This window comes from Enterococcus alcedinis (assembly GCF_014635985.1).
GTDB lineage: Bacteria > Bacillota > Bacilli > Lactobacillales > Enterococcaceae > Enterococcus_I > Enterococcus_I alcedinis.
Genome location: NZ_BMDT01000001.1, coordinates 359,419 through 384,664, shown reverse-complemented (window position 1 = coordinate 384,664; position 25,246 = coordinate 359,419). Strand labels below are relative to the sequence as shown.

Below are 25,246 nucleotides of genomic sequence, written 5' to 3'. Positions count from 1 at the left end.
AATGATACAGAAAATTACATCTAAAACAGGATTAGTATTCCTCTTCAATGACATCCCCAACGAAAGAAGAAATAAACTAGGAATTGCTTCTGGAGAATCAATCTTACTTACAATTTATGAAAATGATAGTTATTATTTTACGACCGATATCAACCTCATCGCCTATGATGCGATTATTAAAACGGAGGATCCTACTCCACTTGAAATTGATTTTTTTGAATTGCTACGAAACGAAGAAAAAAGAGAATTGAAGTATAAGCGCGCACTCGTTAATGAATATGAAATCGCTAAATATGTTCATTACCTTCCTAAAATTAAATATACCCAAGAATTAATAGATGACCAGATTTTAATTAAAGGTGAAATTAAGTATCCTCAAGATTCAATTCACGAAAAAGAAGTCCCTAATATCATGCTTGACGATGAAGTGATCGAAGTTACAAATGATACACACTTTCAAATCTATACGGATTTAGAAAACGTAGGAAGTAAAATTGAATTTAAGATGGACTTACCAAAACAAGTAGTTACTAAACCTTATAAAGTAAAAGAACCAAAGTAAAAGAAATACCTTTTTAAAAGTAATAGATCGCTATGTGTAAGATTATAAAACTGATATATTGGGGGTTTTAATGTTATGGATAAAATGGTGGAAAATAATTTAAAAGGAATAGACTTAGAAAAACAAGGAGATGTCAACGGAGCTATTGCGTTGTATGAAGAAAACGTCGCAGCAAGATTTATCGGTAATCATCCTTATGACAGATTAGTTATTATTTATAAAAGATTAAAAAAGATTGATGATGCCAAAAGAGTGTTAAATATTGCAATCGACGTTTTTGAAAACGATGTTGTTATTACTCGTGCTGATAGAATACCTAAATTAAATAAATTTAAAGAAAAATTATCCAAACTAAAGTAAAAATAAGTTTGTAAACTAGATAGATAAATTAAATAATATAAGGAGTTTTTCCCATGAATACTACCACCCATTTAGATGAAATATTTTTTAACACTTTATCAATACCTGATAATACCCAGTATTGGCTATGCCGTGCAGATGGTGGAAAGTATTATGAAGATTTCCATAGAAATAATTTTATAGCTGTAGAAAATGATGGTATCAACATAGACCTCTTGCATGATATCGAAGCTAAATATCAGGATACAGATGAAGAGGAAAAAAGTAAATTAATACTTAGCAGTTACAAAACTGCATACGTATCTTCACAATTTTATTTAGACGTATTAAATGAATTAAATAAAGAAAAGCCAGATGAATTTGACAAAAACGTCACTCGCTATAAAACTAAAGCCAGCATTACAGCTACTCGTAATTTCAACTTTGTTTATAACATGAAAATTGGAGATTTCGTTATTGTTCCTGGCATTAGATCGCAACAATATTTAATCGGCATAATAGTATCTGAAGAATTTGATTCAGATATCGATAGACTTACTGAAGCTGTAACTCTCCTATGCCCTTCTTCTTTCAAAAGAAAAGTTCATTGGATACGTGAAATTCCAAAAATTACTTTGCCTAATTCTTTGTCATGGGGGCTTCATGCTCAAAAAACAATCTATGACATTACTGCTCACGCTGAAGATATTAATAAATTGGTAGCAACATCATATATTTACAATGATAAATTTTATCATCAACTTTTAGTTAATACACCTGATCCAATAACTAGCTACCAGTGGTTCCAATTCCAAAGAGCTATTTTTGAAGTTGCTGAGGATAAAAGTAAAGAGATTTTCATTAAAACAAATGTACAGTCACCTGGTGTGATTGAATTTGTTACTAATCCTGATAACCTTCCTATTATTCTTGTTGGTATTGGCGTTTTATTTGGCGATGTAGATACTTCCGCAATTGGAATAAATGTTAAGTTTAAAGGTTTAATTCCTTTCTTTTTACCTTCTGAACGTGCTAAACGAATAGCTCAGAAAATTGAACAAAAATTAATTGCTAAAAAATCTGAAGCCCAATTAAAAAATGTTGAACAACTTGCTGAACTTGAGTTAGAAAAAGCAAAAACTGAAAATGATATAGCAAAAGCCGAATTACATGCACTTCAGTTGAAAAATAAGCAAACACAGCTTGAACTAGATGATGCTCAAAAACAATCAGATGATGAAAAAGAAAAAGAACTGTTCCATGAAACAGTTCAAAAAATTGAAATTCAAGATGGAGAATACAAACTACCTACTTTTGATGAAAATCAACACGAGTCAATTAAACAATTACAGGTGGAAGATCCTAGTGTGCATTTCGAAAAGACACATGAAACGAGAATGGATTCTGACGACTAGTGCCTTGTTTTATTTTAAAAATTAATATTACAATGATTAAAAGCACAACAAAAATAAGCTTTAAATTTAAGGTTACAAAAAAATCAACAAACCAAAAAAGAGAGTAAAATAAACTAGTGACAAACAAGTAACCAAATAAAATTTGAATTCTGTTCATTAGTATCTTCCCCTTTCTTTTGGCTCAATTATATCAACTTTTACTGTAAATTTCTAGAATAAGATATTATTATTAATAAACACATCCCTCGCCCCTACCAAAGATTGAGTGGATGTGCATAGCAAAAAAGTCTATGAAATCATAGGCCTGTTTTGTTATATCTATATTACCAAATTGAAAGGAGTGATGCAAAGTACTTTCCTCTTCTCTACTGTTCACTTGGCGGTGGTGGTAGAATGGAGAAATTCAATGGCAGATATTAAGAAATATAAGAAAAATGATGGCACGACTGCTTACATGTTTAATGCTTATGTAGGCAAACATCCACGAACTGGTAAGAATGTCTATCGTAAACGACAAGGATTTAAAACGAAGAAACAAGCGGAAATTGCGTATGCCAATCTTATCACTGAAATTGACGAAAACGGCATTGAAGATATTAAGAAACCTATTACGTTTGATGAATTATATCATATATGGTTTGATCAGATTCGATTGGACGTTAAAGGTTCTACGGCCAACTCTTATAGGCGTTGGTATCTGAATTATATCAAACCTTATCTTGGTGACGTGTCCTTAGATAAGTTGTCCGTAGTCACCTGTCAAAAGTTCGTCAATGATTTGAGAAAATCAGGTATTAACTCTTACGCCCAGCATCGTCACCTTGCGAATCAAATTTTACGATATGCTGTCTCTATGGAAATCATTCCCGATAACCCAATGAGAAAAACCATCTTACCTCGTAGAGTCAAAAAAGAAACTCAGTTAAAGTTTTATACTAAATCGGAGTTAGAACACTTTTTTAATTGTCTTGAGGATGATGCCCACCAAATGAGATTTGTTTTCTTTCGTGTGTTAGCCTTTACTGGAGTTCGAAAAGGCGAAGCTTTAGGACTGCAATGGGAAGACATCGACTTTAAAAATAAGAAGATGAGTATTAACAAAACGGTTTCTGTTGACCTCGATGGAAATACCGTCACTCAGGAGCCTAAAACGGACTCCAGTAAGCGAGTTATTAGTATTGATGATGTAACTCTCAAGTTACTCAAAAAATGGCGTATGGTCCAAAGAAACGAGTATTTCCAACGAGGCTTTAATACTTCAAGTAAAGAACAATTCATCTTCACACAAGAAAACAATCAAGTTTTCAAAGGTGAGGTTGTCACTTACTGGTTGAATCGAATTATTAAGAAGTATGATTTACCACGTATAACACCACATGTCTTTAGACACACACATACAAGCTTGTTATTGCAAGCGGGTATTCCAGTGAAAGAAGTATGCGAAAGATTGGGTCACAAAGACATCACAATCACTCTCGGAATCTACGCTCATGTGATGCCTGAAGAGCAAGAAAAGACGGCTTTGAAGTTTGCTAATTTTGTTGGGTTTTAAATCAATGCACAGACCTTTGCACAGACCTCTCCCACTTTTTTTACACTCGATAGGCTAGAAAGTTGCTGTTATAAGCTTTCTAGACAAAACTTTTTTCATGTTAAGTAAAAATTCTTTACAACAACTATTGCAATGCTTCTTTTCATTAGGTATAATAATTAGTGTTGATTTATACGTTTTTCGTATAAGAACTTTCATTATCGGAGGTGAAATAAATGCCAAACATCGAATCTGCAATCAAACGCGTTCGCACAAGCGAAGACGCAAACGCACTAAATTCATCTCAATTAAGCGCGATGCGTACTGCTATCAAGAAATTTGACCAAGCAGTTGAAGCTGGAGCTGATAACGCAGCTGAGTTATACAAAGCAGCTGCTAGAGCAATTGACATGGCTGAAACTAAAGGCCTAGTTCACAAAAACAAAGCAAACCGCGACAAATCTCGCCTAAGCAAAAAAATCGCTAAATAATAAAAAAGACAATCTGACTTAATCGTCAGATTGTCTTTTTTGTTTTATTTGCGAATCAATTGACTCGTTTTTAAAACGAATAACTGAAAGATCAATTCTTTATCCATCTGTCCCGTTTTAATTTTAAAATCATTTTCAATTAATTCATCATACAGTTGAGCCAACGTTTTAATTTCAAATTTCCTTGCTTGTTGCATCGCTAATTTTACGCGAAAAGCATGAATTTTCAAAACTTCGGCAATCGTTCCTTGTTGTTGGCCTATATTTTGTAAAAAACGGACTTGTAGAAGTAAGCGAATTTGACTCATCAAGATTGCATTAATCTTTATCGTTTCTTCTCCTTGTACGAGCAAATCATCATAAAGTCGTAACGCTTCTTGTGCACGTCCATCTAGGACACTTGAAGTTAAGTCAAAGACATTTTGTTCAAGCGACTTTGGTACAAGTGCTTGGACTACTTCTTTCGTAATTTGACGTTCCTCACTAGCAAATAAGCGGATTTTTTGCAGTTCTTGCATGGCTTTGGATAAAGAAGCATCGGTCAAAAAGAAGAATAAATCAAAAGCTTCTCTTGTAAAGGTTAGCTGGTCATTCGCAATCGTTTGTTGTAAGTATTTACGTACTTCGGCCTCCTTCAGTGGTTGTACATCGATTAATTGACCATGTTTTTTTAAGCGTTTCGTAATTTTTTTACGCTCGTCCATCTTGTCTGCTGCAATCCAAAAAACTAAAATTGTTGTGTCTAGCGGGTTCTCCAAATATTCAATCAGAGCATCCAAATCATTTTCAGGTGCATTTTTTGGTTTTTCAGTCGTTAAAAAGAAAGGACTTTCAGCAAATACTAAACGGTTGTCACCAAAAAAAGGGCTCGATTCAACTTCTAACAAAAGTTGACTGACGGGCGTCTCTTTCAAATCAAATTGGCTAAAATTCAAATCATTTTCTTCAACGTTTAAACGTGTTAAGAAGGCCGCTCGTACTTGTTCCTGTAGAAAACTCTCTGTTCCTAAAACAAAATAAATATTTTTTAATGGTTTTTGCTTTATCTGTTGTAATACTGCTTGCATATTCATTCGCTGTGTTCGAGCTCCTTTCCTATCGTTTCCCTATTTATCCTATCATGAAGGACCACGATTGACTAGCGCTCTTTTTATTTTAGGTAATTTATTTGATCCATCCCAAATATAACGAATCATCCCCTCCTGATCTGTTCGGAAAACTCGTACTCGATGATTTTCAAGCGTCTCTAAAACTTCTGGATGCGGATGGTTAAAATGGTTATTTAGACCACAGGAAATAATACTATGTTTTGCATTAATCGCTTCGATAAATGGAGCAGTACTCGATGTCCGACTGCCGTGATGTCCCAATTTGACGACATCTGTTTGAATTGTAGGATAGTTCCGTAAAAGTTGAACTTCGCCTTCTTTTTCTAAATCTCCCATAAACAAAAATCGCAGATCATTAATACTTGTCTGAAGTACTAACGAATCTTCGTTATTCCCAGCTCCTTTTTTAGTAGGAGCTAACACATCAAATTTAATAACTCTTCCAACTTTCTCCCCTTGTTCTAATTCCCTCACCTTCGTCTTCTCTAATAAACGCTTATCTAGGTTTACCATATTCTTATGTTGTAATGCTCCGACAGACAAATACAATACCTTCACTTGAAATTCTCGTAAAATATCCTCTAGGTCACCCGCATGATCAAAATCTCCATGGGTTAAAAAAAGACCATCAATCGTTCGGACCCCTTCACCTTTAAGAAAAGGAATCAAAGTATAGCTCGCATTAGAGGGTCCCGTCTGCTCTTCATTTTCAAAAAAATTCATTTTTCCGCCCGTATCAATGACGTATACTTCCCGGTTCCCAAAACTTTGCAAGACAATACTATCTCCTTGCCCCACGTCAACAAATGTCACAGAAGAATAGAGCGGAAAACGAGGAATGAGGATATATATGAAAAGCAAGATAAAATAGCGATATTTCCATTTCTTTGATTGATAAGTCGCCACACCTACAAGTAGCAAGAAAAATAGACTCAATAGCTGAATTTTTCCAGTAATCATCACAAATTGGTCAGAAAATTGTAGGAAATCTTCAAAAAATACTAACCCTTGATTATAAAATGACACAATCCAATTAATCGGAAGGTGAACTGCCGCTAAAAGACAGAGTATGACTAGACTTGGTAATAAAAGTAAACTAAAAAACGGCGCGATAACAGCCGTTAAGACTCCTCCTAATAAAGGTATTTCATAAAAGTAAAACATTAAAATCGGACTGGCCAACAAACTGATTTCGATACTATAATAAAAAGTGTTTTTTTGATATTCAGCGCTCAATAAAATAATTAGAGATAACAATATTGATAGCACACCGGACGTTTGAATCAGTGACTTGGGCTCTATTAATAATAAAATGAACAACATCAGGGAGAAACGATCGAGTGCCGACCAATAAATTTGTTTTTCTTTAAATAGGAATTGAATAAGATACATCAACATTCCCCGCCAAATACTTATGCCTTGTCCAAATAAAATAACAGCAAAAAACATCAATATGATAAATGGTATCGCAAACTCCTCAAAAGTTAATAAACTTCTACGAAACAAATAAAAACACCAGCCAAAAAAAATTGAAATATGCATACCTGAAATACTAAAAAGATGTAGAATTCCGCTACTCGTATAGGCCTCTCTTATTTCTTGGAACTCTTGATCCCGATAACCTAGCAACAATGCTTTAATATAAGTCGCAACTTTTCCAGAAAAAGATGACTCTACCCAATCGATAACTTGTGCACGAATTTTCCGTCCCGAAAACCAATGCTTTATTTTTCTTTTTGCCAAAATCTTTTCAATTTGAAAAGTTCCGATTTTATGATTTGAAAATTCATACCATTTGCGATTAAAACCATGCTGATTTCGTTCACTTTGACTATCTTTGTAACTTCCATGTACTTGAATTTCTTTATCCCAATTTTTTCGAATTCGCCAGAGAGCTGCTTCCTGATCTGTCTGAGTAAGATATTGAACATAAACATTCCCTTGTTTCGTTTTCCCTTCGAATGTTACAAAGGAATCATTGATTTTAATCGTATCAGGAAAAATCGTGATAGCAATGGTCATCTCTTGATTAACTGTCGGCTGTTGATTAGATCGCATGGAAACATTAAAGATAAATAAAAAAGCTACAAAAAAACTCAGTAACCCTAGGATTACTTGTTTTTTGTAGCAGATTGTTATAACAAAATAGCTCGTTATCAGCAGAAATAAGACTTGTTTTAATATGAGCGCATATAGCAGGCTGATAGCGATAATCATTGGAAAGATCAGTTGATTTTTCCAATGATTATTCATGATTATTTACTAAACGGCCAAAAGAAAGTTTCTCGAAGTATTTTGGATCCAACGCAACTTGATGAATTTCTACACCAACTTGTTTAATTAATTCTTTTGCATATTCATTATTGCGGTAATCATTTAAATAATGAATTTTTTTAATCCCTGCTTGCAGAATGGACTTTGTACATTGTAAGCAAGGAAAATGGGTTACATAAATCTCGGCGTTATCTGTTGAAACACCTAGGCGAGAACATTGTAATAAGGCATTGATTTCAGCGTGAATTGTACGAACACAGTGCCCATCAACTATATAACAACCTTCATCGATACAATGATGGTCACCACTTACTGACCCGTTATAGCCGCCTGCGATGATTCTTTTGTCTTTAACTAGCGTCGCACCGACTTCTAGACGTGTACACGTGCTTCTTAAAGACAACAAAACAGCTTGAGCCATAAAATATTGGTCCCAAGGAATTCTTTTATCAATAGGTATAGATTCTTGATTAATGTCTGTCATTTAGTGCTCCTTTAGGTTATTTGATTCGTTAGTGTCATCCTAGCAGAAAAACAGAAAAATTCCAACTGCTTTTAACACAGCAGTCATTACTCCAACATCTGCGATTTAAATGTCAATGAACACTCCACAAGGTCTTATTAGTATCTTCGCAATAGTCAGCATGTTTATTTTAATTAACCAAATAAAATAAACCTCCAAAAATTGTATTTTTTGAAGGTCATAGCATATTAGTTATTTAAGTAGATATTGCCACGATTAATTAAAGTCCGAGATTGTGTTTGACTGACCCTAGCAACGGCCTCTGCGCTGCAAGAAGCGTCCAATAAAACAAAACTTGCCTCATCACCAACTTTTGGCCACTGATAGACTCCCTCTGAAGTTAACGGCGTGATTCCTTTTGTCACATATTTCAAGCTTTCTCGTAATTCCCGTTCTGTTTTTTTACCGGTATATTCACAAAATTCACGGACTTTTTCTAAGACATCCCCTGATACATACGGACTCCAAGAATCATAGAATCCATCACAACCGATTCCAACAAAAACACCGGATTCAGTTAAACAATCGATTGGAATCAATTGACTATTTATACTAATTGGAATCGTTGTCAAGATAGACACATCATGTGCTTTTAATTGCTTGGCGAATAACTGCTGTTTCCCAGTGCTAATGCCTGCTAATCCGAAGGCATGACTAAAACTCGTTTTTCCTTTAAAATCTTGCTCATCCACTATTTTCAACCAATGTCTCATGGTGTAATAACCTAATTGTCCTCGATCATGTAAATGCATATCGACCGACACATTAAATTCTTTAGCCAAATCCATTGTCATTTGCAAAGAATTTTCAATGTCTTTATCAATCCCACCTGGATCTAAAGCGCCTAACATTGTTGCTCCTTGCTGTAATGCAGCTCTTAGCAAGTCAGGCATTTCAGGATGTTTTAATAATCCATGCTGTGGAAAAGCAACAATATCATAAGACAAATAATCTTGGTGCTTATCTAATGCCCGTTTGATGCCATATAAGTTTTCTAGGCCAATAAAAGGATCAATATTCACATGCGTACGAATATGATTTACTCCATTGCTTAAATGCTTTTGGATCATCGCGTCGGCTCGTTGCTCAATCGTCTCAGCTAAAGCAACCAACTCTTCTGCTTCCATCGCTAAACGTTCTTCTAGATTTTTGGCAGGACGAGATGCCTTCCACTGGAGACTCAAATATGTTTTATCTAAGTGATTGTGCAAATCACTAAATGCCGGTAAAGCCAGTTTCCCTTTTGCATCAAAGCTATTTTGATCTGAAGGGCTGTCTCTGCTTGGAATTATTTTTGCGATTCTGCCATTAGAATCGATTTCAAGATTGAAAATTTCAGTCATTGTCTGAATCCGTCCATATTTATCAATTGTTTCACTCGTTTCTAACCGAACATTTTTTAGCCAGTTCATCCACGGTAGCCCCCTCTCAATTCAAAGTTATCTTGATAAATAATTGCGCCTTTTGAAAGAACAGTTGAAATCGGACATTGGCGAGCAATTAAATGGGCTGAACTGACAGCGTCGACTAATATTAAATTAGCAGCATCATTTATTTTCGGCCAAACTTGTTGTCCTTCTTCATTTAATGGCGTGATACCACCTGTTGCAAATTTTAATGACTGACCCAAATGCCACTCATCAATCCAATTAAATCGTTTAGCGGTCATATTTAATTTTTGAATCGTATCGCCTGTCCCAAAGGGCGACCAATGATCAATTAAGCTATCATGACCAAGTGAAACTGGCACTCCTGTTTCATACAAATAGCGAATCGGTAAAGTAATTGCTGCAGAGGCACCAATCGCAATTGAACTTGCAACGTCTACATTATTCTTTGCCATACGGCTCACTAGATCCGCTAACTCTACTCGCGAAATTCCAGCTAGAGCAAAAGCATGGCTAATTGTGACTTTTCCTAAAAAATTGCGCTCTTCGATTTGATCAATTATGCGATGAATCTCGAACGCTCCTAACGTATCCCCATCATGTAAATGAATATCGATTGCTAAGCCATATTTTTCGGCCCAATCAAACGTTTGTTCCAGTACACCATTAATGTTATGGTCAATCGTCGCGGGATCAACACCACCGATATGAGTGACTCCCATCTTCAATGATTCTTCAAAAACAGATAAAAACTCTTCGCCATTTCGTAACAAGCCATGTTGTGGGAATGCCACGATTTCATAGGTTATTTTATCTTGATACTCATCCAAAATTCGTTTGGTTTTTTCAACATGAGACGTTTTCATCGTCGGATCCACATTTACATGTGTTCGAATATGTGTGTGACCATTAGCAATATAGTGTTCAATCATATAGCGTGTACGTTCTTCAGCAGTTGCAAACAAATCAGGAAGCATGTCATTTTCTTCGGAAATTCTTGTAAAGATTCCATTAACGGGCATAGTTGGTGCCGACCAATCCCCACCAAAAAACGTCTTATCTAAATGAACATGCATTTCTCTTAACGATGGTAATAACAATTGACCTTTAGCATCAATCGTATCAATATCTGCTACTTCCAATTGATCGGTAATTTCAACGAAGATACCTCGCTCAATCAATACGTCTTTTATAGCTGTTTTTGTTCCCACAACGCTATCTCCCAGATAGTCGTAGCCAATTTCTAATCGAGCATTTTTTATCAATAATTTCATTCGATTCCCTCCCCTTTTTTCTCTTTCTTACTATTATAACAGCTTGAAATTCCATTTATTCAGTGATTTCAACAAAAAAATGTCCGTTATTTTGGATTAATTAACTAAAAAAGCAGCCTATTCTCTGCTAGGCAGATGATAAGCCGCTAGATTTCAATTTCATTTTTCCCGTTACTCAATGCTTTGGCAACCGCTTTAATTAATTTTATTTGTTCCTTTGATAGTCTCGTTTTCCGATCATACAAATAACGCTCATATTCTTTTGTTAACTCGATAAATTTTTGATTTAAATTCGGTATTAATTGTTCAATCAAAATCGCATAGTCAGCTAATGATTGATTTTCAACCCTCTTACTTCGTCTCCCTAATCGATTTAAAAGAAAACGATATGCCCATTCAAATGGTTGTTTCTTTAACTTTAGGAGTAAAAGAATTGTCAAATAAACAAACCATCTACGTAAATACAAAACGAAAACTACGATAAGTGCAATCAAAAGACCTGCTACCAGATAACTCACAACTTTACGGATTGATATTTCTTTGTTTTTATCTACTGAAGTTTTCACTTCTGATGAATCTTCCTTTGATACACTTACTTGACTCGACTGTTCAACGGTCTCATTGGATTCTTCAGTAGCAACCGACTCGGTACTTTCAGTTATCAAGGGTAGTTCTGTGACGTCTTCAGAGACATCTTCTTGTAATGGCTGTAAAAAAGAGGGTGTTGGTTCAAAGGGTAACCAACCATACCCTTCAAAATAAACTTCTACCCAAGAATGTGCATCGTTGTTACGAACCGCATAACGTGTTCCTTCCTCTTCAATAGAAACTGGCGTACCTGACGCGAAGCCTTTGACCCAACGTGCAGGAATACCAATCGAACGTAGCATCACAGTCATCGAGGTTGAAAAGTGATCGCAATAACCGACGTGTGACTCAAACAAAAAATGTGAGACGAAATCTTTCCCTTTTTCCGGATAAGTCGCATCAATTTTAGAATAACGAAATAAGTCATTACTTTTCAAATAATCCTCAATCGCTTGTACCTGTCCAATTAAGCTCAATTTCCCTTCTACAATCTCTTCTGCTAATTGACGAATCGATGCAGGAAAAGATTCTGGAAGTTGTAAATAATCAACTGAACCTCTCGGTAGTTGTAACGGTACCAAAGCTAAATCATCTACCGTATAGTCTAAATTTTGCCAATCCATTTGAACTGAAATATCTTTTAAGGAGTCCTCTGTATTGACACGACCAGAACGGATCGAATGGGCCAACTCAATAGGTGTATCTGTTTGAAGCGCTAATGTCACTCGACCATAAGGCAATGGAATGTATCGTTCATCTCCCGAAAATGTCAGCTGAATTTCTTCAGGTGGATCCAAACGTTGCTGGTAGTCCAAAGTGGTAAGAGTGAGCTCGTTCATCGTTCTTTCAGGTTGACTGTTTTCGGATGGACTTTTTTGCCACCCCTCTCCTGTATAGATACTTTTACTCTCCACACGCCAATAATGGGCATTTTTTTGCAACGCTTCAAAAACAAGTTGATTATCATCAAAAATCGGACCGCCCAACTGTTCGTCGTTCTCGCTAAATCCTGTTCTTGACGCTTGTGGTAAACCTTGTTTTTCAATAAAATGATATACTCCTTTATCATTCAACCAATTGCGAAAAGAACCACTCACAGATAAAAGCGGTCGCTCGATCTTTTCTTTCGGAAGATTAAGCGCACCCAACGAGAGGACAAGCAATAGTAGAATATAGACTACATGATTCGATTTTTCTTGTGGCATTTTTTGATTTTTTAGATAATATTGTTGAAATAGACTAATAGATAGGACTAAAACCAACGGGAAATAAAAATCTTGACGATTGTAAATAGCTAAAATAAGTAAATAACCTACGAGAAATACTGTGCTTAGCCAAACTTGCTGATACTCGACAACAAGTTCAATTAAAACGAGTGTTGTAAACAATAGTAAAACAACAGCTAATTCATGAGGTAAAAAATTAGCCCTCCCACTCACGAATATTTGCGATGCTTCGATAAGCTTTGTATAAAATGTTTCCAACCACGAAGAAAAAGTAACCTGAGACATGGGGATTAATACATATAAACCGCCCAGGAAACTAACAATGTAAGTAGGATAGCGTAGTAGCTTAGACGGGATTAATAACGCCGTCAAACTAAGAAGTGCCACATTAACAAAACCAATACTTTTATGCTCAAATTTATAAATCAGTAAAAACTGATAAAACGTTATTGAAAAAGCCCAGTAAGAAGTAAAGCTTAGAACAAATTTCTTTTGAATCCTAGTCAACATTAGTTGCACCACCTTTAACGACGAGTATTTCATATGAAATCAAGTGAAATCGTTTTTCTTGAAAAACTCTGGTTAACGTTTCCGATAATTCGGGTACGAAGACACAGACGCTTTCAGTCTGTCGATACGGAATCTCAGGAATACTCCCAACGGGTTGTACTTTCGAAAAATCAACCAGTGAGTCTAACTGGCTATTAGCTCCGTTCGCCCCAATTAACATGAATCTTGCAGATGTTTTATACGTTCTAAATAACGTATAAAACAGGCTCAACAATGCCTCGAAATGGGTGCTCTCAATACCATAAAAAACAAAAAGCCATTGGATCGGCTCATCTCTTTCATATTCACGTGTCATCAGGGTTTCCATACGACTCGAAGTTTTCCAATCAATTAGCTTTGTTGATTCACCTTCGCGATACTCTCGATAGTTTTTCAAGGTATAAGAGGTTTCTCCATACGCTTTTTTGTTTGTTACTTTCTCAATTACAGCAATTGCTTCATTAATAAGTGGATGTTTTTCAGGCAAGACAATCCACTCAACAGGAAGAATCATTTCGCGCTGCTTGATAAATAAACGAAAAAAATCACTCGTTTGAAGAAAAAGACTTTGATTTTCTATTACACCTCTTTGAGAAGGCTCCCAATCAATTTGAAGCATTTTTTCTTGCCCAAAATAATTTGTTAGTGCGCGATACTGTTGAATTTCTGGAAATGTTACACGCAATGTATCGAAATAAAGAGGTAGTTTCATTGCACGTCCAATGACTAAATTAATCGATTTTTTTTCATTAACGGTTAAATGTATCCGCTCTGTATTTTTTACTTTGAGCATCCTTAACGGACTGATTAGCGACAAACACTCGAATAAAAATAATAACGAAAAAAAGATAAAAAGCACCCATCCCGTATCATTCGTAAATATAATCGCATAGAGAAAAACAAAAAGATAAACAAGAATAATAAACACGACTCTTCCTATAATTTTGAAATATTTCACTATTTACCTCCTAACCGGGACAGGAACACTTTCTAAGATTTCATTCAAGATCTCATCACCTCTTTTATTAACAACTCTTCCGTACTTTAATTGTAGGCGATGCGAGAACACAGCAGGTAAGAGTATTTGAAAATCTTTTGGCGTGACAAACATTCGTCCTTCCGTCATAGCAAAGGCTTTCGCACCACGAATAAGCGCCATACTACCTCGAGGACTAATACCTAGTTCTACCTCTGGATGTGTTCGACTTTTTTGAACAAGCGCTAAAGCATACTTCGCGACAATATCATCGATGTAAACTCTATCAACTTGTTCTTTCAAACGAATTATTTCATTTTCATTCATCACTTGTGAAACAATATTGGGCGTACTTCGCTTTCCAGTCATTAAACGCAATTCATCTTCTTCTGAAGGGTACCCAATTGCCAATTTAAATAAAAACCGATCGAGTTGCGCCTCTGGCAAAGGATACGTTCCTTCGTATTCAATTGGATTTTGAGTAGCGAGGACAAAAAAATGCTCCGCCAAGTGAAATGTTTGCCCGTCTACTGTCACAGAATTTTCCGACATCGCTTCTAATAACGCCGCTTGCGTGCGCGGTGTTGTTCGGTTAATCTCATCGGCTAATAAAAAATCAGTAAAAACAGGGCCCTTCCGAAACTCAAAAGCATTCGTTTGTCTATTTAAAATCGACACGCCTAAAATATCACTAGGAAGTAAATCCGGGGTAAATTGGATACGTGAAAACCGACCATGTATTGCTTCAGATAGGGCTTTTACTAGCATTGTCTTCCCAACCCCCGGGACATCTTCAAACAAGACGTGTCCTCCAGCCAATAACGCAGTTACTGTTAATTGAATCACCTGTCGCTTTCCTAAAATAACTTTTTCAACTTCATCGATTAGTCTTGTAATACTAGCCAAATTTTCTTCACTCAAAACATCGCCTCCCAAAAAATATTATGTAAGTCTATCCTACCATATTAAATTGTTTTAAACGAAGAGATATGGGTTCTTAATGTATTATTATTTTTAATTCTAGATAAAAAAACTTGCTAGAAATTCATAGCAAGTTTTTTAGGTTTATATTTATTTTTTTGAATTTTCCTTGTCACTATACTAGAAATGTACTTTTTTTAATCTTCATTCCTAATGAACTAAAGTTTCCGCCTGTTACTGAACCTTTTAAAATAACTAAACTATCATTAGTAACTGTCTTTAAGATAATATCTCTCAACTCTTCTACATTCTCAAACCATGATAATCGAGTATTTTCTTGATTATCAATAAATATTTGTTTTAAATGTCCACCGTAACCAAAGATATAATCATAATCACTATCAAGTAACTTTTCAATCATTTTTTGATGAGTGTCTGCTGTTATTCTCCCTAAATCCATAATTTGTCCAATAACAAATATTTTTTTACCTGAAAATTGCTCAGCAATCGATTCGCCATAGTCAATTGCATTAATCATAGAAGGAACAGCAGCATTATGACTATCGTCAACTAATAAAAAAACTGTTTCTAATTGCGTTTTTAACTGTGTTTTCTCCATAATTTTAGGGAGCGAACGATAGTCAACAAATCTATTCAAATATGTCTCAATTGGTTTTCCTAATACATGTAGAGAAAGCAATGATGCCAGACTATTTGAAACCATTCCTAACGAAGCTGTTTGGAGTTGATACGTATATTCTTTTTCAAAAAATTGAATTTTTACTTCATCGATATATTTTTTATGAACAACATTCTTAATATAAACGTCAGCTGACTGATTATTTATCGAATAGGTAAGTATATTTTCTGTCTTAAGTCTTGCCGCTTTTTCTACAATTGTAAATGCTTCTTCGTCCATATCCCTATTAATGATAGCAGTTCCTCCATCTGTAAGTCCCTCAAAAATATTCGACTTCATTCGAGCAACAGACGATAAATCTCTAAAGGAACTCATATGAGCTTCTCCTACAGATGTTACAATTGCAATACTTGGCTTAATTATTTTGGTCATATTTCCAGAGTCATAACTATTCAATGCATTTATCGATACTTCCAACGCACAAATATCAGGTTTATTGACTAGTTTTGATAAATATAATGGCATCGCAAAGCGAACATTGTGATTTCCTCTATTCTCTAACACTAACTCCTCCTCCAGTAAATGACTAATCATTAATCTAGTTGAAGACTTACCAACAGATCCTGTAATAGCAACCACTGCGTTATTATATTGATTTCTAATCATTTCTGAAAAACTCAACATAAACTCCCATGTATTATCAACAATAAATTGAGGTGTTTCATTCAATAGATGGGGAATTACCTTTTCTGTGACAATTAAACCTAAACGATTACCGATATCCTTAATTTGTTCATTCCCATCTGTCCATGAAACATCTTTTCCTTTATTCACAAATACTCGACGTTCTTTAGAGATACTAATAAACATTGTTTGATTCATATTTTTAAGATTTTTGAAATGTGGTAAAAAATATTCAACATTAGTAATCTCTAATGGTAATTTATTATCATTAGCGTAATACCCCTCAAAATATGACGGTAATTTTTTTATTATATTTTCCAAAATGAGTCCTCGCTATCGTTAACATCTCTTATTTATCTATATTTTTAATTCTGGCTACTGTATTTTATTATGAAATCCTACTGCTTACTTTCTAATGCCTGTCGCAACTGTTTATTCTTCTTTATGAGTGATAACACAACAACAACTAATAATAACACAACAATTGCAATAATTATTAATCGCCACGGAAAATCTGGTTGTTCAAGAGAAACATCCGCTGCGTTCAAATTTTTAGCTTCTGTGTTTTCAATAGTAAAGGTCGGGCTTCCTTCCCAACGTTGTTCACCGTGGACTAGAGTTGTCTTAATCTTGTATTCACCTGGTTCGAATGTTGTTCCTTCTAAAGAGATAGTGTAGTCTAGCAACGCATTGGGTGCTAAGCGGATTTCTTTTTCTCCATGAAATGTGGTAGGCTCGCTATCCTTTTCAATCGTATAAGAAAATTTTACGGTTTCGGTATAAGTTGGGGAAAGATTCTCAATGTGCAAACCGATGGCATTTCTACCATTAACGTGCTGCGAATAGGCTTTGCCAATTTTTAACTCTGGTGCGACCGGTTGTGTATTGGATCGTAATAAGATTGCTAATTCTCTAGCAAATAAATTTTGAATATTTCCATCAAAAGCATCTGATCCGACTTCTTTGATGTAAACGCCACCTGCTAGAACACCCTCGAATTTTTCATCTGGCATTTTAATTTCGACCAAGATATTTTTTGTTTCTTTGGCATTTAGCGTAACTTTTTTCCGAGAAATATTAACAAAATCCTCAATATTATACACTGCTGCTGCAGCACTTTCTAATTCACTATTCGTATAAACAATGGTGCCGTTACTGTTGTTCGTTGCTTGATGAAATGAAAGTTCTAGGGTTAACTCGGTTTCATTCTTATTTGTTAAAGCAACTGGTAACGTGATAGTTTGACTGGGTTTTAATTGTAAATCATAGTACCTTAATTGTTTTTCAACCTGTTCTTCTGGCGGTTGAATATTCACATCAAAACTATTCAGTGTATTTGAAAAAACAATATTTGATGGAAAGAAAAGACTTCCAAACATGAGTAGACTATAGAGTCCTTTTACTAAATAACTGCGCATTTCTTTCCATCCTTTTCTAAATTATTTTAAGGTGTTGTTCCGTCGTTTAACGTCCATGTTAGACTCGTTGTGTATGTTCCGACTTTTTTATCGGCATTTGCTGGAATCGCTAATTCAAATGATTCTAGTGCTAAAAGTGTTTCACCCGCTGCCTGTGAGCCATTCGCTTCTAGGATCGAAACCGCTTCTCCAGGTTTGAAGACTAACGAACTATTAACACCTGGACTAACTTTGGGTTTTTCAGTTGTTGTGTGATGAATCAACTCACCAATATTAAAAGAAAGTTCTGCATTTTCTAGTTTAGTAGAATCGTCAATTTTAAACCAATCGTCTTGCGTCACCGTCAATGACCAGCTTTCACCATTTCCTCGATCATCTCGAACGATAATCCCGCCTTTGGTAATCTCCCCCCCAACAACACCATCTTTTCTAGCAATTAGTATTTCACTGCTTCTTTGTCCAATTTTATGCGAACCAAAGTTCAAGTCAGTTGGTAATCGATAACTTGCGTCACCATCGTCGGGATTTAATGTGAAATCTCCAGGAGTAAAGGCAACTTCGCCATTCGTCCCATCGGTCGTATCTGCTGCTAAAACCGTTAATGGACTTGCCACCCCAAATGTTGCTACTAGAATCCCCAATACTAATTTCATTTTTTTCATTTTAATATCCTCCTATTTTTATCAAAATAATAAAGTGCGATACCAATTAAAACCATACCAATAATAACTAAACTATTTTCTACTTTCTCACCAAATTGTCCCAAACGTCGATCCGATTGCTCAGTTGTATTTTGCTCAACCACTTGTTTTTTTATATTTTTTTCAGACTCATCAAATTTATTAAGGATGGCGTCTTCTTGATAAAATTCGATTCGGCCTGTTGTCGTCTGACTATTCACCGTCAGAGGAAATAGCATGAGACAAAAAAGTAACGAAAGAGAAATAATGAACTTCCTATTCATATCCCCCTCCTAAGGTGTTGTGCCATCTGACAACGTCCAAGTTAAATGTGTTTGATAGCTTCCACTGTATTGCAAGCTATTCGCTGGTAGTTCAAGTTGGAAAGCAATCGATGATAAATCTAAAAACACAGAATCGGATGCATTCGTTACCGATATTATGGGATGCATTTGATTCAGAGTAAAAGCAGATAACGTCACTTGCTGATTTTCAGCCGATGTAACAATCCCTCCTCCAGCGTCACCCGTTAGAGACGTAAAATCAATGTTTAATTCCGCTGTATCTAAAAAATGATTCCTATTTTCATGTTGCCAAACTTGAGTCTGAGTTACACCAAGGCTTAAATTCCGATTTCCTTGTCTCGTATCCGTCAGAGTGATGTTCCCTTTTTCTGTCGCTGGTAAAGCATAGGGCATTCTCGCTTGAATTCGATGGCTACCAAAATCCAAACTATCCGGTAAATGAAGGTCTAATTGTAGAATCTCTTCTGGCCCTAAATAAATTAACGTGTTTCTGTTCGATGTTTTTAACAGATCCAACTCAACTAAAGTAAGTTCACTAGCTTGCGTAATCGTCCCGATGAATGTGGCATCCAAGTTTGAAACTAAATTCGCTGGCCTCGTCACAGTCATAGGCATCGTGATGCTTGTACTACCTAAAACTGTGGCGCTCAACAATTGAGCTCTAGCTGCTTCAGGATTTTGCAATAATGCGCCCAATTCTTTAATCACATTATTTAAGCTGCCTAATAGTACGCCTAATAGAAGTCCTAAAATACCTAAACTCTTTTCCAGTTGTTTCAATGAATTCAATAAATTTGTGACTAAACCCAATAGTTGATCAACTAGCTGGGTATCAATATCGACCGTAGCATACTGATTATTTCCTTCGACAGTAATATCAAACGTTTGATTAAAGTTTTCTATCGATGCTAAATCTTGGATCACAGATTGTACTGCTTTAATTAAATCAATTGATGATAGCAAGCCTAATATTTTTTCTAAAAGCCCTAGCAAACCACCAAGTAATCCACTAGTTAAAACACCATTCAGATTGACTAATCCGCTGACTGTGACACTCGCAGGCCCACTTGGTGAAATTAAGGTTCCTTCTTCCGTTACAAATTCATCGGGATAAATTAGCATTCCGCGAGTTGGTTTGTCTGGCAAGAGCTTTACATCCGCTAATCCCTTCGATTCAAACGTAAAATCGACGAACTTAGTAGCTTCGTCTGGTTTCCAACGATTATCAGGTGTTGTGCCACTCGTATTATCGACCGAGATGTTTGAAAAAACCTCTAAGTCAACGAGTGACAAGGCATATGCTTCCCTTGCCCCGATTCCACCGTTTATAAAAATGGAAAAAGTTAAAAGAATTGCCACTATTTTATTAAAATACTTATTTTTATTCCCTTTGTTTTTCACTACGATCAATCCTTCACCATCGAGTAATGACTCATGCATCACTTAAAAAATTTTGAGAAGCATTTTACCACCTTCCCCGTCGGATTTTATCTTTCTCGACAAAGCGTTTCGCATCAGTCGGTATTTTTTTCGGTGAGTCGTCAGTATTGACTTCCCAAGGATAGCGTCCATTCTCATCTTTTTCGTACTGTCCAAGATTTTCAACAGTGGTTGTTTTTCGTTGTAATTTTCGATACTGCCGAACAAAAAAGACTGTAAAAACAATGATAACTAGAGCTAGAACACGTACATAACCGTAATTCATACTACTCACTTCCATTCATAAGCATTCTAAAGTTGACAAATCCTGACAAAAAGTGTTCCGCATCATCAATTCTCATTCGGAAACGATCGTGTCGAGCAAAGAAACCATATTCAATTTTATATGGCGCTTTAAAATACATCGCAAACTCTGGAAACATGACTCCTGTAACCATTTCATGGTGTGCTCGATGTTCCATCACCTCAAAAATTCGATTTTTAGCATCCTGAAAATCAGCATCAGAAATGACTTTTTGACGATTGTCATAAACTTCTAATTTTAAAATCATTTTAGCCGCAGCTGTTAAAAGTTCCAGCATGGTTGGATAAGCAGTGTCACGTTTCTCAATAAAATTCAGTCGATTCAAAGCATTTTTAAGTCCAAATTTATAATACTCGTCTTGCTCCTCATGCTTCAAAAATTCATTCACGGCATAACTTAACCAGTGATCATTATATTTTTCGTAATTATGTTTAACAAAGTGACTCATCAATCGTTTACAAATAGCAAATATTTCTTCATCTTTCATTAACTCATATGCACGTAGCATAGAAAATAACGCCTCGCCATCATAGTAAATAATTCTGAATTGCTCTTTAATTTTCAAATTTTCATCAAACACATGAATCGTTTCATTTTCTTTTGTTAAAAAAATTTTTTCGATTGTGTGTGTGAGGGTTTTCATATTCTCAAAAAACTGTGTATCTCCTGTAATTTGTGTATACTTGGCTGCAGCTAGAATTGCCATTGCTTGTGCACCTAATTTATATTCGATCACACCTTTATCAAAATCTTTAATCAGGAATTCACCTTGATTGACTTCTGATAGATGCTCAAAACCCCATAACAATCCTTCTAATCCACTTTGAATCATTTTTTTATCAGCTAAAAATTCAGCAGCTTCAAATAGTGCATAAAGTGATGAAAAGTGACGAATAGAATTATAGTTATTAATTTGACTGTCATAACATGGGAAGTATCCGTATATAAATTTGCCCGTTTCATCTAACTGGTCCAATAAATAATTGGCTCCACGTTCAATGACCAAGTCCAAATTTTCTTGAAAGTTCGTTTCCTCAATGACTCTGACTTGATTGCCAATGTCATCGCTTAAGAGTTCATAAGTTGTATCATTTTCAATAAAGAATGCTTGTGTCTTAAATGTATGTATTGTTGATTTTAATAAATAATTCATTGTGTACTCTTCAACATTGTATTTTCGTTTAATATAATTTTTGAAGTTTTTCTCAGAAAATTGTAATTGCGGTCGATTTTTACCAACAATATGCTCTTTACTCGGAATTAAAATCGCATTTGCGACAAGTTCTTCTTTTAAAAAAAGGCGTTTCTTGAATCCTTCTACACGAATACCAAAAGGAATATAATTATTTCGTTTCACTTCATCAATCGATTCTAATAATTCCTCAAAACTTAACGTCTGTTCTTCTGTAATTAAGTCGATACGATAATAAGCAATATTACTAGGTAAAGAACGGTAAAAAGCGAATAATTGTTCCCAACTTTTTTCAAACGTTCTGCCATAGAATTCTTTTACCTGGCAACGCGCCTTATTTTGTCCATAACTTAAAACCAAAACCGTTGTTTTAAGCGCAGGATTTACATATGTTTCCAGATTACTAAATAATTGATTAAACGCTACTTTCCCCAAGTGTCATCCTCCTAATTTTAAAACAACGAGGGATAAATATTTATCCCTCATTGAAATGTTGCTTATTTATTTGTAATCATTTACTTCTTTTTCTTTTTTCTAGAACCCCATAAACCTAGTCCAGATAATCCAGCTAAGATTCCTCCTAATAGAGGTGCTGAACTTGCTACTGATCCTGTTTGAGGTAGACGGCCACCACCAGGTTTGTTTACTCCAGAACCCGGTTTACTATTGTTGCTTCCGTTATTTCCACCTGTTTGAGGTAGTCTACCTGATTCTCCCGGTTTACCTGGCTCCCCTGGTTCTCCCTTATCACCTTTGTCTCCCTTGTCTCCCTTGTCTCCTTGTTCTCCCTTATCTCCTTGATTTTTATCGGAATCGCTGTCTGAGTCGGAATCACTATCTGAATCGGAGTCGCTGTCTGAATCGGAATCGCTATCTGAGTCTGAGTCGCTATCTGAATCGGAGTCGCTGTCTGAATCGGAATCGCTGTCTGAGTCTGAGTCACTATCTGAATCAGAATCGCTGTCTGAGTCTGAGTCGCTATCTGAATCGGAATCGCTGTCTGAGTCTGAGTCACTATCTGAATCAGAATCACTATCTGAATCGGAGTCGCTGTCTGAGTCTGAGTCGCTGTCGGAGTCGCTATCTGAATCGGAATCACTATCTGAGTCTGAGTCGCTATCTGAATCGGAGTCGCTGTCTGAATCGGAATCGCTATCTGAGTCTGAGTCGCTATCTGAATCGGAATCGCTGTCGGAGTCTGAGTCACTATCTGAATCAGAATCGCTGTCTGAGTCTGAGTCACTATCTGAATCGGAGTCGCTGTCTGAGTCTGAGTCACTGTCTGAATCAGAATCGCTGTCTGAGTCTGAGTCACTATCTGAATCAGAATCGCTGTCTGAATCGGAATCGCTGTCTGAGTCTGAGTCACTATCTGAATCAGAATCACTATCTGAATCGGAGTCGCTGTCTGAGTCTGAGTCGCTATCTGAATCGGAATCACTATCTGAATCGGAATCGCTATCTGAGTCTGAGTCACTGTCTGAATCGGAATCGCTGTCTGAGTCTGAGTCACTATCTGAATCAGAATCGCTGTCTGAGTCTGAATCACTATCTGAATCGGAGTCACTGTCTGCTTCATCAATTGGGATAATCGGAATATCTACTGTTTCACTTGGTTTTTTTCCTGCTTCTTCAGATTTCGCTGATGCAATGTCATCTGCTGCTAATTCTGGAACAGTTACTTCCCATGTGCCATCAGGCGCTACAACCGTAGTGTAATCCGTACCATTAATCGTTACAGTGATCGTAGCTCCAGGTGTACCTGTCCCTGAAATTTTCGTATCTCCTTCGTTTGCATCATCCACAATTGGTGCAGCTGATGTTTCTAATGGAATAACTGTAACATCCACATTTTGACTAGGATCTTTTCCATTCTCTTGTGCAAATGCATAAATCGTATCATCTGGATTTAATGCTGGAACAGTAACTTCCCAACTGCCATCAATAGCGGCTACGACTGTATAGTCTGTACCATTGATGTTCACTGTAACTGTTGCTCCTGGCACAGCGGAACCTTTAATCGTTTCATCGCCTTCAGTTGCTGGATCAACTAGAGGTGCATCGGTTTGCTCGGCATCTTCTAATTGGAAAAAGACTTCTGTATTCGCTTCTATCGAATTACCAATCTCTACTGAAATCGCATTTCTTTGTGCAAGAACGGCTTCAAAGCCACCTGTATAAACATTACCAGAAATCGATTTTCCAGAAGCAATTAAATTAGCTCTTGTCGGTGTCGTTGCAGTGACTGGGAAAGTTACAATCACTTCACCTAAGACAGACGCGTCAAGAATTTGATTACCAAGTTGACCTGTATTCGTTAGTAATCCTTGAATTGTTGTAATTAACGGCGAAACCAACCCATCAAGCGCGGTATCTAAGACCGTAGAAATAAGTTCATTTACTGGATTTAAAAGAAGTCCGACAATATCTCCAAGTACGCCCCCAATAATAGGACCTAACAAGCCTTCTGCACCTGGCAGAATTGCAACATCAAAACTTAAACCTTGAACAACATTTAAGACATTATTCAGACGTTCTACCACTGTAGTCAAAATTCCTTGATCGATATCAGCTAACAGTAATGTACCACCTTGTTCTATCTCAGCATTGATTGTTTGATTCGTCACTGCAATATGTGTTAATTGATCTGTAACAGCATTCAGCTGTGTTGTTAATTCAGCCACAATATTTTCATTGCCATTGATTTTTACTGATAAAACATCACTTAAAGCTGTATCACCTAATAGTAATCCAACCAGACCGGACAATCCTGGAATTCCCTTGATCACTTCTTTTAACGGTTGATTCAAAGTATTATCGACTGTATTTCCAAGTGGCTCGATAATTGCAAGGATTGATGTAACAAGATCGTTTAATGAACCCACTGTTTCTAAATTCAATACACTACTTAAAGTCAAATTGGCTGTTCCATCTGTTGTAACCAATCCTGATAATTCTGTTGGAATTCCAACAGCTGCTACGCGATTACCGTTTAATACATCTGCATCAGCTAATTGAATTCCTTTGACTGTGAACGAGAATGGACTCGCTGCGCCTATGGCATAAGGACTATCAAACGTCGTACCAGAATCATTGCTAGCTAAAAGTGATTCAAATAATGTCGCATTGACAATCGATGCTTCCACCGCTTGTGGCGCTAAAAGTAATGTTGCAGGCGTAACAACTGCCCCCGTCAGCATTAAACCCGTAATGGCAGCATTTGCAATCACACGATTTCTTTTCGATCGACTCTTTTTATTTTTTAAATCCATAATTTTCTTATAATCTTTATTCTTCAACTACTTTTCCTCCTTGCACATCGCAATAATATTTTTAACTCCTTGAGTTACCAACACAAAACAGCAGGGTTTTTTTCAAAACCTCCTTTTATTCCCCTCTAAAAATATTTAAATATAT

21 protein-coding genes are annotated in these 25,246 nt (G+C 36.1%); 5 read left to right on the top strand and 16 right to left on the bottom strand.

The features are described from left to right. Position 1 precedes the first annotated feature (1 nt). The 5 genes from IEV09_RS01810 (at position 2) to rpsT (ending at position 4,338) form a co-directional block, all read left to right on the top strand. Entirely contained in the window at positions 2-562 is a 561-nt protein-coding gene (locus IEV09_RS01810) for a hypothetical protein (RefSeq protein WP_188366546.1), read from the top strand. Positions 563-637: 75 nt separating this feature from the next. After that, the gene (locus IEV09_RS01805) at positions 638-922 is read left to right on the top strand and encodes a hypothetical protein (protein ID WP_188366545.1); all 285 of its coding nucleotides are present in this window, start codon (positions 638-640) and stop codon (positions 920-922) included. A gap of 53 nt (positions 923-975) precedes the next feature. Then, positions 976-2,316, top strand: coding sequence for a cell envelope integrity TolA family protein (locus IEV09_RS01800; protein WP_188366544.1), 1,341 nt, complete (start codon positions 976-978; stop codon positions 2,314-2,316). Positions 2,317-2,722: 406 nt separating this feature from the next. After that, complete coding sequence (locus tag IEV09_RS01795) at positions 2,723-3,868, top strand: site-specific integrase (RefSeq protein WP_188366543.1); 1,146 nt, start codon at positions 2,723-2,725, stop codon at positions 3,866-3,868. Positions 3,869-4,083: 215 nt separating this feature from the next. Further along, complete coding sequence (rpsT, locus tag IEV09_RS01790) at positions 4,084-4,338, top strand: 30S ribosomal protein S20 (protein WP_188366542.1); 255 nt, start codon at positions 4,084-4,086, stop codon at positions 4,336-4,338. 44 nt (positions 4,339-4,382) lie between these two features. Here the strand turns inward: rpsT and holA are convergent, their stop codons facing one another. The 16 genes from holA to IEV09_RS12810 all read right to left on the bottom strand — a co-directional run bounded on the left by holA (position 4,383) and on the right by IEV09_RS12810 (position 25,128). Beyond that, positions 4,383-5,411, bottom strand: a complete 1,029-nt coding sequence (holA, locus tag IEV09_RS01785; RefSeq protein WP_188366541.1) for a DNA polymerase III subunit delta — start codon at positions 5,409-5,411, stop codon at positions 4,383-4,385. A 45-nt stretch (positions 5,412-5,456) separates the two neighbouring features. Further along, the gene (locus tag IEV09_RS01780) at positions 5,457-7,505 is read right to left on the bottom strand and encodes a DNA internalization-related competence protein ComEC/Rec2 (RefSeq protein WP_188366540.1); all 2,049 of its coding nucleotides are present in this window, start codon (positions 7,503-7,505) and stop codon (positions 5,457-5,459) included. A gap of 187 nt (positions 7,506-7,692) precedes the next feature. Beyond that, a complete protein-coding gene (locus IEV09_RS01775; RefSeq protein ID WP_188366539.1) occupies positions 7,693-8,205 on the bottom strand; it encodes a ComE operon protein 2 in 513 nt (170 codons plus the stop codon). A gap of 227 nt (positions 8,206-8,432) precedes the next feature. Next, positions 8,433-9,656 carry an amidohydrolase gene (locus IEV09_RS01770; RefSeq protein WP_188366538.1) on the bottom strand — a complete coding sequence of 408 codons (1,224 nt, stop codon included), beginning with the start codon at positions 9,654-9,656 and terminating at the stop codon, positions 8,433-8,435. Further along, positions 9,653-10,906 carry an amidohydrolase gene (locus IEV09_RS01765; RefSeq protein ID WP_188366537.1) on the bottom strand — a complete coding sequence of 418 codons (1,254 nt, stop codon included), beginning with the start codon at positions 10,904-10,906 and terminating at the stop codon, positions 9,653-9,655. Before IEV09_RS01765 ends, IEV09_RS01770 begins: the two co-directional genes overlap by 4 nt. Positions 10,907-11,052: 146 nt before the next feature. Continuing rightward, positions 11,053-13,230 (bottom strand): transglutaminase-like domain-containing protein, encoded by a 2,178-nt coding sequence (locus IEV09_RS01760; protein ID WP_188366536.1) that lies wholly within the window; start codon positions 13,228-13,230, stop codon positions 11,053-11,055. Next, positions 13,220-14,227: a DUF58 domain-containing protein gene (locus IEV09_RS01755; protein ID WP_188366535.1), complete on the bottom strand. Its 1,008-nt coding sequence runs from the start codon at positions 14,225-14,227 to the stop codon at positions 13,220-13,222. Before IEV09_RS01755 ends, IEV09_RS01760 begins: the two co-directional genes overlap by 11 nt. Positions 14,228-14,230: 3 nt before the next feature. Continuing rightward, on the bottom strand, positions 14,231-15,166 hold the full coding sequence (locus IEV09_RS01750; RefSeq protein ID WP_188366534.1) for an AAA family ATPase: 936 nt from the start codon (positions 15,164-15,166) through the stop codon (positions 14,231-14,233). Between the two features lie 175 nt (positions 15,167-15,341). Next, the gene (locus IEV09_RS01745; RefSeq protein ID WP_188366533.1) at positions 15,342-16,811 is read right to left on the bottom strand and encodes a Mur ligase family protein; all 1,470 of its coding nucleotides are present in this window, start codon (positions 16,809-16,811) and stop codon (positions 15,342-15,344) included. A gap of 77 nt (positions 16,812-16,888) precedes the next feature. Continuing rightward, on the bottom strand, positions 16,889-17,908 hold the full coding sequence (locus IEV09_RS01740) for a WxLIP family cell surface protein (protein ID WP_188366532.1): 1,020 nt from the start codon (positions 17,906-17,908) through the stop codon (positions 16,889-16,891). A 26-nt stretch (positions 17,909-17,934) separates the two neighbouring features. After that, positions 17,935-18,570, bottom strand: coding sequence for a WxL domain-containing protein (locus IEV09_RS01735; protein ID WP_188366531.1), 636 nt, complete (start codon positions 18,568-18,570; stop codon positions 17,935-17,937). Continuing rightward, positions 18,567-18,872, bottom strand: a complete 306-nt coding sequence (locus tag IEV09_RS01730; RefSeq protein ID WP_188366530.1) for an EF2685/EF0750 family sortase-dependent surface protein — start codon at positions 18,870-18,872, stop codon at positions 18,567-18,569. The genes IEV09_RS01735 and IEV09_RS01730 overlap by 4 nt, the downstream gene beginning before the upstream one ends. 9 nt (positions 18,873-18,881) lie before the next feature. Further along, a complete protein-coding gene (locus IEV09_RS01725; RefSeq protein WP_188366529.1) occupies positions 18,882-20,294 on the bottom strand; it encodes an adhesive domain-containing protein in 1,413 nt (470 codons plus the stop codon). Between the two features lie 64 nt (positions 20,295-20,358). After that, positions 20,359-20,598: a hypothetical protein gene (locus IEV09_RS01720; RefSeq protein ID WP_188366528.1), complete on the bottom strand. Its 240-nt coding sequence runs from the start codon at positions 20,596-20,598 to the stop codon at positions 20,359-20,361. 1 nt (position 20,599) lies between these two features. Next, on the bottom strand, positions 20,600-22,264 hold the full coding sequence (locus IEV09_RS01715) for a hypothetical protein (RefSeq protein ID WP_188366527.1): 1,665 nt from the start codon (positions 22,262-22,264) through the stop codon (positions 20,600-20,602). Between the two features lie 80 nt (positions 22,265-22,344). Further along, positions 22,345-25,128 (bottom strand): adhesive domain-containing protein, encoded by a 2,784-nt coding sequence (locus IEV09_RS12810; RefSeq protein ID WP_188366526.1) that lies wholly within the window; start codon positions 25,126-25,128, stop codon positions 22,345-22,347. Positions 25,129-25,246 lie beyond the last annotated feature (118 nt).

Bases quoted from the DNA above. Each gene is read 5' to 3' on its own strand.
- IEV09_RS01810 (WP_188366546.1), top strand. From the start codon at position 2: ATGATACAGAAAATTACATCTAAAACAGGATTAGTATTCCTCTTCAAT.
- IEV09_RS01805 (WP_188366545.1), top strand. From the start codon at position 638: ATGGATAAAATGGTGGAAAATAATTTAAAAGGAATAGACTTAGAAAAA.
- IEV09_RS01800 (WP_188366544.1), top strand. From the start codon at position 976: ATGAATACTACCACCCATTTAGATGAAATATTTTTTAACACTTTATCA.
- IEV09_RS01795 (WP_188366543.1), top strand. From the start codon at position 2,723: ATGGCAGATATTAAGAAATATAAGAAAAATGATGGCACGACTGCTTAC.
- rpsT (WP_188366542.1), top strand. From the start codon at position 4,084: ATGCCAAACATCGAATCTGCAATCAAACGCGTTCGCACAAGCGAAGAC.
- holA (WP_188366541.1), bottom strand. From the start codon at position 5,411: ATGAATATGCAAGCAGTATTACAACAGATAAAGCAAAAACCATTAAAA.
- IEV09_RS01780 (WP_188366540.1), bottom strand. From the start codon at position 7,505: ATGCGATCTAATCAACAGCCGACAGTTAATCAAGAGATGACCATTGCT.
- IEV09_RS01775 (WP_188366539.1), bottom strand. From the start codon at position 8,205: ATGACAGACATTAATCAAGAATCTATACCTATTGATAAAAGAATTCCT.
- IEV09_RS01770 (WP_188366538.1), bottom strand. From the start codon at position 9,656: ATGAACTGGCTAAAAAATGTTCGGTTAGAAACGAGTGAAACAATTGAT.
- IEV09_RS01765 (WP_188366537.1), bottom strand. From the start codon at position 10,906: ATGAAATTATTGATAAAAAATGCTCGATTAGAAATTGGCTACGACTAT.
- IEV09_RS01760 (WP_188366536.1), bottom strand. From the start codon at position 13,230: ATGTTGACTAGGATTCAAAAGAAATTTGTTCTAAGCTTTACTTCTTAC.
- IEV09_RS01740 (WP_188366532.1), bottom strand. From the start codon at position 17,908: ATGCGCAGTTATTTAGTAAAAGGACTCTATAGTCTACTCATGTTTGGA.
- IEV09_RS01735 (WP_188366531.1), bottom strand. From the start codon at position 18,570: ATGAAAAAAATGAAATTAGTATTGGGGATTCTAGTAGCAACATTTGGG.
- IEV09_RS01730 (WP_188366530.1), bottom strand. From the start codon at position 18,872: ATGAATAGGAAGTTCATTATTTCTCTTTCGTTACTTTTTTGTCTCATG.
- IEV09_RS01720 (WP_188366528.1), bottom strand. From the start codon at position 20,598: ATGAATTACGGTTATGTACGTGTTCTAGCTCTAGTTATCATTGTTTTT.